13 protein-coding genes are annotated in these 14215 nt (G+C 67.2%); 6 read left to right on the forward strand and 7 right to left on the reverse strand.

Going from position 1 to position 14215, the window contains the following annotated elements; genetic code table 11:
* Positions 1-9: 9 nt before the first annotated feature.
* The 3 genes from KIS93_RS27560 (at position 10) to KIS93_RS27570 (ending at position 3457) form a co-directional block, all read left to right on the forward strand.
* On the forward strand, positions 10-1158 hold the full coding sequence (locus KIS93_RS27560) for a hypothetical protein (RefSeq protein ID WP_155129013.1): 1149 nt from the start codon (positions 10-12) through the stop codon (positions 1156-1158).
* Between the two features lie 756 nt (positions 1159-1914).
* Positions 1915-2697, forward strand: a complete 783-nt coding sequence (locus tag KIS93_RS27565) for a transposase family protein (RefSeq protein WP_080043313.1) — start codon at positions 1915-1917, stop codon at positions 2695-2697.
* A 10-nt stretch (positions 2698-2707) separates the two neighbouring features.
* Positions 2708-3457 carry an SDR family NAD(P)-dependent oxidoreductase gene (locus tag KIS93_RS27570; RefSeq protein WP_080044957.1) on the forward strand — a complete coding sequence of 250 codons (750 nt, stop codon included), beginning with the start codon at positions 2708-2710 and terminating at the stop codon, positions 3455-3457.
* Between the two features lie 213 nt (positions 3458-3670).
* Here KIS93_RS27570 and KIS93_RS27575 read toward each other — a convergent pair whose 3' ends face one another.
* Together KIS93_RS27575 and KIS93_RS27580 are read right to left on the reverse strand one after the other, a co-directional pair.
* Positions 3671-4756 carry an FAD-dependent oxidoreductase gene (locus KIS93_RS27575; protein ID WP_080044956.1) on the reverse strand — a complete coding sequence of 362 codons (1086 nt, stop codon included), beginning with the start codon at positions 4754-4756 and terminating at the stop codon, positions 3671-3673.
* A gap of 11 nt (positions 4757-4767) precedes the next feature.
* Positions 4768-5208: a MarR family winged helix-turn-helix transcriptional regulator gene (locus KIS93_RS27580; protein ID WP_080044955.1), complete on the reverse strand. Its 441-nt coding sequence runs from the start codon at positions 5206-5208 to the stop codon at positions 4768-4770.
* A gap of 341 nt (positions 5209-5549) precedes the next feature.
* Here KIS93_RS27580 and KIS93_RS67625 point away from each other — a divergent pair, with 341 nt between their 5' ends.
* Positions 5550-6362, forward strand: a complete 813-nt coding sequence (locus tag KIS93_RS67625; RefSeq protein ID WP_268966911.1) for an MFS transporter — start codon at positions 5550-5552, stop codon at positions 6360-6362.
* 425 nt (positions 6363-6787) lie between these two features.
* Here KIS93_RS67625 and KIS93_RS27600 read toward each other — a convergent pair whose 3' ends face one another.
* From KIS93_RS27600 to KIS93_RS27610, 3 genes are read right to left on the reverse strand one after another with little or no spacing between them, the layout of a single operon-like run.
* On the reverse strand, positions 6788-8146 hold the full coding sequence (locus KIS93_RS27600; RefSeq protein ID WP_186404471.1) for a tetratricopeptide repeat protein: 1359 nt from the start codon (positions 8144-8146) through the stop codon (positions 6788-6790).
* Positions 8147-8179: 33 nt separating this feature from the next.
* Positions 8180-9619, reverse strand: a complete 1440-nt coding sequence (locus tag KIS93_RS27605) for a dihydrolipoyl dehydrogenase family protein (protein ID WP_080044952.1) — start codon at positions 9617-9619, stop codon at positions 8180-8182.
* A 1-nt stretch (position 9620) separates the two neighbouring features.
* A complete protein-coding gene (locus tag KIS93_RS27610) occupies positions 9621-10181 on the reverse strand; it encodes a DUF308 domain-containing protein (RefSeq protein ID WP_080044951.1) in 561 nt (186 codons plus the stop codon).
* Positions 10182-10356: 175 nt separating this feature from the next.
* Here KIS93_RS27610 and KIS93_RS27615 point away from each other — a divergent pair, with 175 nt between their 5' ends.
* Positions 10357-10944, forward strand: a complete 588-nt coding sequence (locus KIS93_RS27615; protein WP_080044950.1) for a TetR/AcrR family transcriptional regulator — start codon at positions 10357-10359, stop codon at positions 10942-10944.
* Between the two features lie 703 nt (positions 10945-11647).
* On the opposite strand, the gene KIS93_RS27620 is transcribed toward KIS93_RS27615, so the two are convergent.
* Positions 11648-13027, reverse strand: coding sequence for a S1 family peptidase (locus tag KIS93_RS27620; RefSeq protein ID WP_222107640.1), 1380 nt, complete (start codon positions 13025-13027; stop codon positions 11648-11650).
* Between the two features lie 316 nt (positions 13028-13343).
* Here KIS93_RS27620 and KIS93_RS27625 point away from each other — a divergent pair, with 316 nt between their 5' ends.
* Positions 13344-13520, forward strand: a complete 177-nt coding sequence (locus KIS93_RS27625) for a hypothetical protein (protein ID WP_155129001.1) — start codon at positions 13344-13346, stop codon at positions 13518-13520.
* Positions 13521-13543: 23 nt separating this feature from the next.
* Here KIS93_RS27625 and KIS93_RS27630 read toward each other — a convergent pair whose 3' ends face one another.
* Positions 13544-14107 carry a hypothetical protein gene (locus tag KIS93_RS27630; protein ID WP_080044948.1) on the reverse strand — a complete coding sequence of 188 codons (564 nt, stop codon included), beginning with the start codon at positions 14105-14107 and terminating at the stop codon, positions 13544-13546.
* Positions 14108-14215 lie beyond the last annotated feature (108 nt).

Genomic DNA, 14215 nt, shown 5'->3' on the forward strand with positions numbered 1-14215 from the left:
AGGTCGCCCGTGCCCTCCGCCCCCCACCACAAGGCATTCCATGAGTTCAAACAGAACTTGGAATATGCTCGCCAGATCGTCGAGGGCGGCCGTATGCTGTCGAGACTTCAGGTTGGGTCTTTCGACGTCGACGACCTTTATCGTGCTGCTTGGGTCCAAGCTGTGGCGGCTCTTGACCACTGGGTCCACGAAGAGATTTACCACCGCGCCGTAGTGATCGCACAGCAACCGAGTAGCACGACCAAACCTAAGAAATTTCTTTCCTTCGAGATCCCGATGGGTCTTTTTGAAGAGGTGAGTACGGGACTCGTTTCCTTGGAGGCTGGCCTCCGCAGTCATCTGAAGAAGTCTTTGAGCTATAGATCTTTCCAACATCCCGCGAAAATCAAAGAAGGTTTCGCGCTAGTCACTGATCTGCCCCTCTGGGAGCAGGTGGCGAGAGTGTTGACTGCACAACGTTCGGATGGAAACCGAGTCACGTCGAGTGATCTGATCGACAAACTTGCAAAGATAGCAAATCGACGAAACAAGATCTCGCATGAAGCAGATCGCAACCCTGATCTACCCGGCGCCAAGATGTCCATACAGGCGGACGAGGTCCAAGACGTCATAGATCTGCTAGAGACCGTTGGCGCAGCCATTCTTGAGACACTTGACGGTGGATCTGCTCCTACGTCATCGCAGTCAGTATCAGCCTCTCCTAGTCCTGCGCTTCAACTACAACGCGTCGCAACGTCGGAACGGGCCCAACGCTTCAATGAATTGCTCAGCCGACACCAAGAGGAGGCTCCGACTATTGCGCTTCTTCTTGAGCGTTGGTCAAAACTAGGCGGCTCCATTACTTATAGCGACCGAGGCGAGCCCTCATGTCTGCCGATGCTGGATGGAGAGGATTTCGACTACTGGGCGATCACCATCTATCCGTTTACGAGCAAGATCCATGTAACTTTCGACTACTTGAGCCAGCGCCCACCATTCGACGACGTGGCGCTCCGCCGGGAGCTGCTGCGCAGAATTAATGCTATTCCTGGAGTGACACTTCCCGATGACTCTATCAGCGACCGCCCCACTTTTCCCATTGCTGCCCTCCGCGGTGAGGGAGGCAATATCCTCTGGGAAGCATTGGAGTGGTTCAGTTCCCAGATTCCCCGAGAGTAAGTTTGGTCACCATATAGCACTCGGCCTCCCAGCCATGGAAATGCTCATCGAACCTGGAATCCGCTTAGCCTCGATTCCGTTCTTCCATTTACCTCGCGACAGTCCGGCGAGCTTGGTCGCCACCCCTACTGTGGCTTGGAGTATCTCTGAGCCTGTCATTTACTAGCAGTCACGTCCCGCGGCATCCGTGCTTGGCGCCCGTTGCGGTAACCGGCTCATTAGATCGCGCAACAGGATGCTGCCCCGCATGACTTAACGGCCTGGAGCCCGGAAGGGTGTGAGCGTGGACAGAGATCTTGCAGCGCTCGTTGCGGTTCACCCTCGCGCCTTAGCTTCGGACCTGCCTTTTTAACAGGAACGCCTTCTTGCGCTCCGGCGCTGCGGGACATAGGCGGGATGATCTTACCTGCTTGATACGCTGGATGAGTTGTTTCCCCAGGTCAGGAAACGTAGACCAGCCGTACAATCCGCGCTCTCCTAAAGCGGGTGCCGCTGGTTCGAATCCTGGCGGGGACACTCACTTAGATCGACCTTTCAGTCCCCTGACCTGCGGCTCCATAGCCGTACACCTTTGTTTGTAAACCATGCCAGGCAACCGGCAGCGCCCGCATATAGCTGTGAGGCCATGATCAGGGAGGCTTTTCCAACCTGATCACGCTGGTCAGCAGGGGCAGCGGCGGGACCGGTTGGCATGAGAAGAGGCTCCCGGTAAGACAGCAGTCGACCAAGATCCGATGCCTCTACCGGAGAGCCTCGTTGCTGTCTTACCCTGCTGCGATTCCGCTGTCCAATCACACCCTGATCCGCCTGGCCGAGTTGCTCCGTGCCCGGCGTGCCGAGCGGCGCTGCCGCTGGCGGCGCCTGGATGCGTCCCGGCAAGCCCTGCTGGTCCTGGCCCATCTGCGCAACGGCGACACCTATGCGCGACTGGCCGCGGGCTTCGCCATCGGCGCCAGCACCGCCTGGCGCTACGTCCGTGAAGCGACCGACCTGCTCGCCCTGCTCGCCGACGACGTCCACGCCGCCGTCTTACGCGCCGGCCGGCTGGCCTACGCCATCTTGGACGGCACCCTGATCCCGATCGACCGGCTGGCCGACGAACGGCCGTACTACTCCGGCAAACACCGACGTCACGGTGTGAACGTGCAGGTCCTGGCCGATCCGGCCGGCCGACTCGTCTGGGCCTCACCCGCGCTGCCCGGTGCCACGCATGACCTGACCGCGGCGCGTACCACCGGCCTGATCGACGCCCTGATGGTCGCAGGGGTCAAGACTCTCGCCGACAAGGGATATCAGGGCGCGGGAGGCAGCATCCGCACGCCGTTCAAAGGCCATCGACTGCGGCCGCCGCTGTCGCACCATCAGCGCTCGGTCAACCGGGCACACGCCCGCATCCGTGCTTGCGGGGAACGTGCCGTTGCCACCCTGAAGACCTGGAAGTTACTGACCCGGCTGCGATGCTGCCCGCACCGCGCCACCACGATCGTGCAGGCCATCCTGGTCCTGCAGCTCATCGAGGAGGGCCGTTACTCAGGATGAAAAGGGCTCAATGAACAAGCCGCTGACCGGCAAGGTCGCCCTCGTCACCGGAGGGTCCCGCGGGCTGGGAGCCGCGACCGTACGGCTGCTTGCCGAGCAGGGCGCCGACGTCGCGTTCACGTACGTCAGCTCCGACAAGCAGGCCCAGGCCGTCGTCGACGAGGTGCGCGGCAAGGGAGCGAAGGTCGCCGCGTTCAAGTCCGACCAGGCGGACGTGAGCCAGGCGCCGGCACTGATCGACGACGTGGTCGCGCACTTCGGCGGCCTCGACATTCTCGTCAACAACGCCGCGATCTCGGCGAGCGGGACGGTGGACGACCCGGACGCCGACACCGCCGCGCTCGACCGGATGCACGCCACCAACTACCTCGGGGTGATCGCCGTCATCCGGGCCGCCTCCCGAGTGCTGCGCGAGGGCGGCCGCGTCATCACCGTGAGCTCCGGGCTGGGCACCCGAGTCGGCGTCCCGGGCGTGGCCGACTACGCGGCGACCAAAGCGGGGATCGAACGGTACACCATGGGCGTCGCCCGCGACCTCGGCTCCCGAGGCATCACCGCCAACGTCGTGGAAGCCGGGCTGATGGAGGGCGGCATGGACGCGCCTGACCCCGAGACCCTCAAGGCCCTGCTCAGCTCGCTGTCCCTGCAGCGCATGGGACACCCCGACGAGATCGCCGCGGCAATCGCCTTCCTGGCCGGCCCCGCCGCGTCGTACGTCACCGGCGCCAAGCTGGACGCCCACGGCGGCTACAACGCCTGAGCCGCAGCGCCGTCAGCGCGCGTCCATCCTGGATCGCACCCCGGCGTCATCGTCACGCCGATGATCGAGGAACTCCTGGACGAGCAGGGCGGCCGGCGGCCGGACACGCAGCGCACCCCGATGCACCGGGCCGAGCTCGTGATCGACGGCGGGCTCACCTCATACTGCGCCCCACCGTGACAGCGGTGACGCCGCTTGCCTGGGGTGGACGGGTCAGGACGGTTTGAAGTCGGGGTAGTAGGCTGCGGCTGCCGTGGCGGTGTCGATGTTGCGCGGGAACAGCGCCGCTTCGTAGGCGCGGATGGCCGCGTCGACGTCCTCCGGCTGGTTGGCGATGGCGTTGCCGAGCTGGCCGGCGTCGAACAGTGCCCAGTTCGCTCCTTCGCCGTCCGGTGGTGCCAGGTGGGCGGCGTCGCCGATGAGGGTGACCCCAGGCACGTGGTCCCAGCGGTGCCCGATCGGCAGACCGTACAAAGGGCGGAAGATCGGTGGGATGTCGCTGTCGGCGACCAGCGCGACGAGCTCCGGCGCCCAGCCCTTGAACATCGCCGCGATCGTGCGGGCGGCGGCGGGGCCGTCGGTGAAGTCGATGTCGTCGAACCAGTCGAGCGGCTGGTCGAACATGGCGTAGGAGTGCAGGGTGTCGGCGCGTTCGCGTTGCACGCCGAGTCCGATGCCGGTGGTTTCGTCGTAGGCGGTCATCGAGCCGCCGCCGACCAGCGCCAGGGTGGCGGGGTGCCGGGTGTCGCTCTCGTACAGGTACGTCTCGACCATCGAACGTCCGGCGTAGGTGGGTGTGGCGTCGGACAGCAGCGGCCGGACCTTCGACCAGGCGCCGTCGGCGCCGATGAGGATGTCGGTGACGATCGTCGATCCGTTGGCGAAGGTCACTTCGTGGCGGCCGTCCTGGAGGGTCCGGACGTGCTGCGTCCGGTGGCCCCAGACGACGGTGCCGGCGGGGAGGGAGTCCAGCAGCAACTGGCGGAGCTCGCCGCGCTGCACCTCGGGGCGGCCGGCGGTGGGGTCGTCGGGATGGTCGGCCAGGATGGTGCCGTCGGGCGCCACGTCGCGGGATGCCTGGCGGCCTTCGAGGATGAGGGATCGGAAGCCATCCATCAGGCCGGCGGCACGGATCCCGTGTTGTCCGTTGTAGTCGTGGATGTCGAGCATGCCGCCCTGGCCGCGGGCCTGCGCGGACGCCTCCGCCTCGTACACCGTGGACGGGATTCCGTGGACGGCCAGGGTTCGGGCCAGCGTCAGCCCCGCGAGACCGGCGCCGATGATCGTGATCTGAGTCATGCAGGTGTTCCTTACTGTTCTGGGTCGGGGAGGCTGGGCGGGTCGAGCCGGGAGGCGAGTTGCTCCAGGAGGTCGTGGAGCCGGGCCCGCCCTTCGTCGCCGAGCGGCGCGAGGATCGACTCCTCGACGCGGTCCATGGCCTCTTCGAAGCCCTGGATCAGCTCGGCGCCCGCCGGGGTGACCTGCACCCGGCGGCTGCGCGTGTCGCCCTCCTGCGTGCGGCGTTCCACGAGGCCGCGCCGCTCCAGCCCGGCCAGGAGCCGCGAGACGCCGGGCGCGCTGGTGCGCGTGGCCCGGACGATGTCGCGCTGGATGGCGTTGGGGTTCTTCGACAGGTACGCCAGCACGGCGCTCTGCTCGTGGGTGAGGCCGCGCTCCCGTATCCAGTCATCGGCGATGCGCCGCTGCGCCCACACCACCCACCGCATCAACTCCAGCGTGCTTTCCTTCATGGTTAACACGTTAACTGTTGCGGTGTTAATAATCAAATGGAGGTCTCCGCCGTAACACCGTTTCCAAGGCAGCAGCCGGGCCAGGGCCGGCTGGCCGAACACCGGCAGGCCGACGGGCGGAGGTCATCAGACATGGACGCCAGATGTCGATCGCCCGGTGAGGTCGGTCGTGCCCAGCAGCACCGCGCCGGCCGCCGGCAGCCGGGCGACCGGCCGTGCCGGGTCGAAGGTCGGCCGGCCAGTACGGTGGAGCCGACCGTGCCGCCCAGGCCCGCGGTGTCGATGTTGTCCTTGATCAGGATGGGAACACCACGACGGGGCCAGGATGGCGTTGGTGCAGGGTGTCAGGCACTTCGCGACCAGGCCAGGCCGCATGGTGCCGGGAAGTACCCGTTCGCGGTGTTTCTCACTCGGGGCTCGGGTACCGAGCGAGGAATGAAGCGCTGGTCGGTGCCTGCCTACTTGGCCGGGCAGGGTTTCTCGCTCCTGGGGGACGAGGTTTAGGTCTGGGCCGCCACCACGGCGGGCGGCGCGGCGGGGGCGGCGTTGGTCGCGACGGCGGCAGCGATACCAAGAGCGCTCCTGATGCTGGTGGGTGGGGCATCGCGGACAGGTTCGGGTCGCGGGCCGTGATGGTCACCAGCGACGCGGCGCGCATGGTGGTGATCGCCGTGACGGCCGTGCTGACCATGGGCGGGCCGGACATCGCGGTGCTGGCGGTGACGGCGGTGCTGTTCGGGATCGCCGACGCGATGTTCATGCCGGCGGCGGGGGCCATGCCGCCCCGGCTGGTCGAGCCGGACCGGCTCGCGGCGCTGAACGGGATGATGACCTTCGTCCGGCGGGCGTCGCTGATGCTGGGGGCGCCGCTGGGCGGGCTGCTGGCGGCCGGGCCCGGGCCGGCGGCGGCCTTCGCCTTCAACTCCGCGACGTTCGCGGTGTCGCTGGTGTGCCTGCTGCTGGTACGGCTGCGGCCGGCCGCCCGACGAGAGACCGGCACCGTGCGGCGAAACATCGGTGAAGGGCTGCGTACGGTCGGGTCGACGCCGGTGCTGCGGTGGTGGAGCTGGGGTTCACCGGCCCGTACAACATCGGGCTGGCGTTGCTGGCGCAGCACCGCGGCTGGGGCGCGCCCGGCATGGGGTTCATGCTGACCGCTTTTGGGCTGGGTGCGGCGGCGGGCGCGCTGGGCGCGGCGGTGGTGCGGCGGTGGGTGCCGGCCGGGCCGCTGGTCATCGTGTCAGTGCTGGTGCAGGCGGCCTGCCTGGGGGCGCTGGCGGCGGTCCCGGCCCTGGGCTGGGCGCTGCCGGTGAGCGTGCTGGTGGGGGTGACCGCGAGCCTGTCGGGGACGACGGTGATGACGCTGGTGCAGCTCACCAGCGACCCGGCGCGGCTGGCCACGGTGATGAGCGTGGTCACGCTGTCGAGCTACGGGACGGTTCCGGTGGCCAACGCGCTGACGGGGGTGGTGGCGGCGGCACTGGCGGTGCCGTACGCCTTCGTGGTCGGCGCGTTGATCCAGCTGGCATCCATGTCATTCTTCTTCATGAGAAAGCCGATCTCCCTGACGCCAGGCCAGTCAGAACGGACACTCCTCATGGCGTTCATCAGTGGCGCTGGGCGCGATGGCGGGGGTGGCGCTCGGCCGGCGGCAGATGGCGACGGCCTCCTCCACGCGGCCCCGCTCGATCAGCAGCCCGGCCGCGTACGAAGGGTTGTGACCGGACTCGATGAGGACGGCGATCGCTTCGTCGGCGCGCCCTGCCTTCTCCAGCAACCGAGCGAGAGAATCGGCACGGAAGCCGTATGGATCTTCAGCGGGGGTCGACGCCTCGGCGATCGCCTCGTCGAGGCGTCCGGTTTCGGCCAGCAGCATCAATCGCTGATGGCCCAAGGAGTCCACCAGGTTCTCATCGTGTTCATGGTGCCGGGCCATCTCGGCGATCAGATCGAGCGCCTCTCCGGCGCGGCCGTTGGCGACCAGGACGTCCACCACCTCCGTCAGCAGGCACCCGCAGTCCCGGCCCTCCATCTCGGGACGAGCCGCCTCGACGATCTCGTCCACCCGGCCACTCTCCGCGAGCAGACGCACCAGGTCATGCACGACCTTCGACAGCCACTTCCCTGGTGCGCCGCGCAGGATCGCGATGCCCTCATCGATCCTTCCCCGTTGTGCCAGCCGGTCGGCCAGAGCGCACGCGGCGTAGCCGCCGTCGGGTTCGGCGGCGAGCTCGCGAAGCTCCTCCAGCCGGTCGTGGCGGGCCAGCATCGCGGTGAACTCTTCGACCTCGTTCGCGAAACTGTACTGGTCGGCCTCGTTGCTGTGCCGCAGCAGGTCGAGAGCCTCGTCCACGCGTCCTTGCCGTTCCAGCACCCGGCCCATCAGGATCACGGCGTTCCACGGTTCACCGGTGCGCAGCTTGTCCTCGACCGCCGGTCGCAGCAGCTCGGTCACCTCCTCGTCGCGGCCGTGTCCCTCGGCGGCCTCGGCCAGCGCCTCGAGCAGCAACCAGTCCTCCAGGTGAGGACGCAACACCTCGATCGCCTCATCCACCCGCCCATGCCGGGCCAGCAATCTCGCCAGCGCGCTCCAGGCCAGGCGCTCACCGCCTTCGGCCTGTGCCCGTACCAGCCCGACGGCCTCGTCCACGCGTCCTTGCCGTTCCAGCAGATCGGCGGCCACCTTGATCGCGTGCCACCAGCGGGTCTCGGCGAACGGTGCGAGGACCTCCCATGCGGACTCCCAGTCCCGCTGGGTGGCCAGTTCCTTCACCGCGCCGGCGGCGGAGAACCACTCGCCCGAGCGGGCCGTCGCCACCACCGTGTCGAGGTGCCCGTGCTCGATCAGACGATCCACGACGTCCGGCGTCACCCCTTCGTACAGACGCCACTGCCGATCGAGATCATCAGCGTTCATGACCCTGAACTCTGCCACCATGGCCGCATGGCCGCATGGTCGCAGAAAGAGAGGTCAGCGGCCGTACGTCTCCAGCAGCCGTAGCCACACCTCGCTGACCGTGGGGTACGGCGGGACCGCGTGCCACAGCCGGTCCAGCGGGACCTCGCCCACCACCGCGATCGTCGCGGCGTGCAGCAGCTCCGCGACGTCCGGGCCGGCGAGGGTGAAGCCGACGATCACCTTACGGTCCTCGTCGACGACCATGCGGGCGTGGCCCTGGTAGCCGTCGGCATGCAGGGCGGCGCCGGCGACGGCGGCCAGGTCGTAGTCGATCACGCGGGTGCGTATCCCGGCGGCTTCGGCGGCGGACGCGGTCAGGCCCACCGAGGCGATCTCCGGGTCGGTGAAGATCACCTGGGGGACCGCGCGTTCGTCGGCCGTCGCCGCGTGGCGGCCCCAGCGGCCGTCCTCGACCGGTTCGTCCTTCGCCCGTGCCACGATGACGTCGCCGACCGCGCGGGCCTGGTATTTGCCCTGGTGGGTGAGCAGCACGCGCCGGTTGACGTCGCCCGCGGCGTACAGCCGTCCGTCGCCGATCGGTGTCCCGTCCTCCGCCACTACGCGCAGCGTGTCGTCCACCGTGAGCCAGGTGCCCGGCGTCAGGCCGAGGGCGTCGAGGCCGAGGTCGTGGGTGTTCGGGGTGCGGCCGATCACGACCAGCACCTCGTCGGCCTCGATCCGGTCGCCGTCGGTCGTCGTGATGTGCACAGTTCCGGAGTGGTCGCGGTGGGCCGATGCGGCGGTCGTGCCGAGGCGTACCGAAACTCCGGACTCCCGCAGCGACTCGGTGACCCGCTCGCCGGCGAACGGTTCGGCCTGCGGCAGCACACCGTCGCGGGCCAGCAGCGTCACCGAGGAGCCGAGGGCGGCGAAGGCGGTGGCCATCTCCGACGCCACCACGCCACCGCCGATGATCGCGAGGCGGCGGGGAGCCGCGCTCGCGGCGGCCGCCTCCCGGCTCGTCCAGGGGGCGGCGTCGCGCAAGCCGGGAATGTCGGGCAGCAGCGCGCTGCTGCCGGTCGCGATGACCACCGCGTGCCGGGCCGTCAACGTCACCCGAGTGCCGTCGTCGCCGGTCACCTCGACCTCGTTCGCGGACACGATCCGGCCCTGGCCACGATGCAGGGCGATCCCCGACGAGTCGAGCCAGGCGACCTGGCCGTCGTCCTTCCAGTGCGAGGCGAACGAATCGCGGCGGCCCAGCACCGCGGCCACGTCGAGATCACCCGTCACCGCCTCCCGCGCGCCGGGCACCTGGCGCGCCGCCCGCAGCGCCGCCGCGCTGCGCAGCAACGCCTTGGTCGGCATGCAGGCCCAGTAGGAGCACTCCCCGCCGACGAGCTCACGCTCGACGATCGCGGCGCTCAGCCCGCCCCGCACCACCCGGTCGGCGACGTTCTCCCCGACCGGGCCGGCGCCGATGACCACGACGTCGTAGATGGTGCCGTTCATGTCAGTTGCCCTTCGCGGCGCGGCCGAGGCGGATGGCCGAGATGAGGAAGAAGATGCCGCCGGGGATGGCGTAGCCGGCCGCGTTCATCAGGGTCGGGTTCGGGGCGGCGGCGCCGAGGATGAAGGACGCGCCGGCGAGCACGGAGATGGCGCCGCTGATGATCATCGGCCACTGGCCGCCCATCTTGCGCCGGGTGACGGCCACGATCAGCTGGACCGCCCCGGCCACGATCGCCCACGCGCCCCACACGCGCAGCACCGCCGGGATCCCGGATGTGCAGGCGACAGCCACGCCGATGGCCGTGATCAGGCTGACCGCGACGTTCACGTGCAGGAGGGCAGGTGAGCCGGTGGTGCGTGACGCGCGGGCGTCGATGACGGCGGCGGCCACGTCGAACAGGGGGTAGAGCACGAGCAGGGTGATCGCGAGCGGGCCCAGGTTCGCGGCGGTGGTGAACATCACGAGGGCCCAGACGATGGCGAACGCGAACCGGACGAAGTACAGCCGCCGCAGGGTGAGTGCGGTTCCGGAGATGCCGGGGGAAGCAGCGATGGAGCTCATGACGGTCCTTTCAGAGGGTGGGTGGCGCGCGCCGGTCGCGTCCCGGGTCGGTGCTGCTGCCGACGGTCCTGGTCGTCGACGGATTCGGAACGAGACCGAACGTTCTACCTCTCGAAGCTTGTTGCCTGGGGCGTGGATTGTCAAGACCGAACGTTCTACCTACTAGGGTGGTCGCATGCGCAACGCATCCGCAGGACGGCCGTCGGAAGCGCGGTCCCGGCTGCTCGAGACGGCCACCCGGCTCTTCTACGGGGAGGGCATCCGTGCCGTCGGCATCGACCGCATCGTCGCCGAGGCGCAGGTGACGCGCGCCACCCTCTACCGGCACTTCGCCGGCAAGGAAGACCTCGTCCTCGCCTATCTGAGCGGCGTCGACCGCGCCATGCGGAGCCCTGCCGAAGAGGCCATCGCCGCCGGGCTACCGGCCGCCGACACCGTCCTCACCCTCAGCAAGGGCATCGCCCAGGCCATCCAGTCCCCTGGCTTCCGGGGGTGCGCCTTTCTCAACGCCGCCGCTGAATATCCCGATCCTGAATCGCCGGCACGCAAGGCCGTGCTCGCCCACCGGGAATGGTTCCTGGAAACCATCACGGGGCTGCTGGCCGAAATCCGGGAGGTCGGCGCCGAGCCTGCCGCTCGTCACTTTGTGATGCTGCGCGACGGGGCCATGGCGGCCGGATGCCTGTTCGATCCGGCGCTGATCAGCGAGACCTTCCTGCACGGAGTCGAGAGACTCCTGAAGGTTCATGCTGTTACCGACTGAGCCATTCGAGGCAGGAAGAATCAGTTTCACGGGTCCGCCGTCGTCCTATGCCGGGACGGACCCACCCAGTACGGCTACGATGCGACACTAACCGCCCAAACGCTTGATCCCAAACGGTTCGATGACGAAAAACCCATCATGGGCGGTACACGCGCCAGGCGGTCGAGTCAAAGTAGAGATCCGAGGAACGGGCGGTTGGAGGTTGGGCGGGAAATCCGAGCCGCCCGCCGCGAGCAAAGATCCCTCGAATATCTTTCCCGCTCGAGGAAATTCGATGCCTCGCCTGCCGTCGGATGCCCGCACCGGCTTCGTACCCTCGGGCCATAGGGGGATTAGTGTCCTGAATTGCCGATAAGGATCGCCATATCTCACCAGCACAAGGCACGATTCACTCTTCACCCACTCGAGCCGTGCTGTCAGCGGCATCAAGGTGGAATAAAATTCACCCCGATATACAGCGATGGCCGGGTCGGTGCCAACAATGGTGTGGCACACCTTGTCCGAGGGGCACGGTCCGGGCGAAGCGACCGCGGACGCCCCGTTTCGGCGGGCATCTGCGGTGCAGGCCACCAAGCTCAGTGCCACACAAAGAACCGCAGCGATTCCGGGTAGCCGTCTCACGAAGACAACCCCCTTCGGCGAGGAGGGACGGCTGGACCGCCCTAGAGGACCACGGCCCAGCCCCAGGCTACCCTTGGCCTCTCTATTCTCGGTTCCAAATCCTGTAACCGAACGCATCGCGGTACACGCTCACATGGCTGTACGCGCAGTAGAGACCCGACTGGCCCGCGAGAGAGCCCTCTCCGACGACGATGCCATATGCGGTGAAGCCTGCCGCGGGGCCTCCCGTGAAGACCGGGCCACCACTGTCACCGTGATCGCAGTCCGTCCCCGAGCGCTGGTCGGTGACGAAGAGATTATCTGCGGTGCCGTTGGACCAGTTGGTTCTCTTTACGGTGCCGCAAGTGGTTCCCGTGGCCTTCCCCCACTTGCACACGTTATCACCGACCCACTGAACGGGGTCCTCGGCATCCACATATGCCTTCTGGTTAGAGCTCCAGTAGAAGGTCCGGGTGAGCGTCAGGCTTCCCCGCGTATAGAGCGCCGCTTCACCGTAGTCACAATCCAACCAACATGAGTTGGTCAAGCTGATCGTGGTGCAGTTGCTGCCATCGATGGAGTAGTTGCAGTATCTCCTGGTCGATGCGCCATTGGCGCAGTGTCCAGCCGTGCCATGGCGCCGCGTCTCGTAGTCCCAGGTGGCCACCACGTTGAAGTTGGACGTACAGTCTCCCAAATTCCCTCCGCCCCGGATGTAAGGGTCTTCAGCGGTGGAGACTGAAGCGGAGGCGGAGGTGGAGGAGAAGGTGGATGCGACGGGCCCGTCCGTGACCGTCACGTCCACGGCGATGGCCGGATTGGTCACCAGCGAAGACACCGCCGAATCGATGGCGTCGTCCTGAACGGACGCTTTGGCCTCGGGAGCGGGGACGACGAGGCTGTGCACAGTACCGGTCCTGGCGTCGTAATAGCTGGCCACATCAGAGAAGCGAGGGTCATCCCGCAGGGCGTGATGCACGCGCTTCTTGGCGTCGTTCAGCTCCGCCTCGGTGTAGCCCAGCCGGCCTTGTAGCTCCACCTGGAGAGGCAGTGTTCTGGCCGCTTCTATGGCCGGAGCCGGGACATCCCCCTTGAAACCGAGCCACACGTGTGAGCCGTCGGCAGCGCGCTCACCGCCGGCGAACTCGCCCTTGAAGGCTTGCTGAAGCTGGACCAGCCTCTGCTTGGTCGCAGGCCATGATCCGTGGCGCTGGATGGCCTCGCTGAACGTGACGCCTTGGGCCTTCGCCATCCCCTTCAGGACTTCGATGTGCGCGGCAGAAAGATCGTCGATAGCGACGTCGGGGATATCTACCGGGCCGTCCGGCCAATTCGCAGTCGCCGCCGGATCAGTCTTTGCTCTCTGCGCGATGTAAGCGTCCACGGCCTGCTCCAAGGAGATTCCCTTGCGGACCGCGTCCCGCTGCAGCTTTTCCAGTGTTGGACGGTGGACCTTTGGTTGCCGCCCTGCGGCCAGCACCACGGTTTCGGTCGGAGCAGGGGATGCCGCAGCGGGAGAACCTACGAGGTTGGACGCCGCCAACGGCAGCAGTAGTGCCGCGATGGCCAGGAAAGTTGTCCGCCTCGTTGCTGCCCCACCTGCTAACCATGAAGAACGACCCGCCATTTCACCTCCACATATCTGAGGGTTTCGGCGGCGAAGTTAACACGCGCTTCTGCCAGAAGTAAGGCTTGATCTGCTTATTATTCTGTGGGGTGAGTGAAGCATCTGGACAGTCGCTCTCCGCAGGCTCTGGACGATCGCCTGCCGAACAAAATCAAGTCTTAGTGATCACACCATGGCTGACAACGCCTCCCCTCTGAAATCCACCAGGCACTCTTCGGAGCGCACGCTGGAGTACAAGGCGAAGATCGCGACAATCGACCGAAAGGCCGACGGGGGAGCTGTCGACCTGCGATCCGAAGTCAACTGCTTGCTACGGCCGCTGTGGGGCACCGTGACCCAGCTGAAATGATCCAGGGCAGGAATGACGGGTGTTCAAGGCTTGTAGCCCTGGGCCAGCGTGGTGATCTTCGTGTCGTCCGCGTACGTGACGGTGGCGGTGCGGAAGGAGCGGAAGTGCGGGTCCAGGTGGCCGTTGTCCAGGCTCAGCTCGGGTGTGGCACGCAGTAGCTCGACGAACGACGCCGCGCTGTAGCGGGCGGTGCCGGGGCCGTCGGTCATGTCCACCAGGGCGACCGTGGCCCGGTCGGTCAGGCGGTAGGTCTTGGCGGGGCCGGGGGCGGGCTCGAAGTAGGCGTCGTTGGCGACCCTCGGGCCGCAGACCATGGTGGTCGGCTTGGCCCTGATCAGCACCTGGTCCCCGTCCAAGGCGAGCTCGTTGATGTTGAGGACGTCGGGGGCGGGCACGCGGTGGGTGCCGGGGCGGTCGCAGATCCTGGGGCGGGGACGGGGTCCCAGATCGGTGGTCGAGGTCGGCTGGGGCAACGCCGAGACGGGCTGCTGGGCCGATGCGGGAGGGCTGGTCGCGGCGCGGGGAGTCGTGCAGGCGGCGAGGGCCAGCGCGGCGGCCGACAGGGTGATCAGGCGTAGCGCGCTCATGCTGGACCCTCGCATACCGACGATGGTGCTGGTGGGAGTACGACGACGCGTGCGGCGGGAAAGTTCGCCGCCGATTGCAGGGGACCAACCCCTTGCGGAATGGTCAAG

Origin of the sequence: [Actinomadura] parvosata subsp. kistnae (genome assembly GCF_900323885.1) — a bacterium.
In the GTDB taxonomy this organism is placed as follows: Bacteria; Actinomycetota; Actinomycetes; order Streptosporangiales; family Streptosporangiaceae; genus Nonomuraea; species Nonomuraea composti.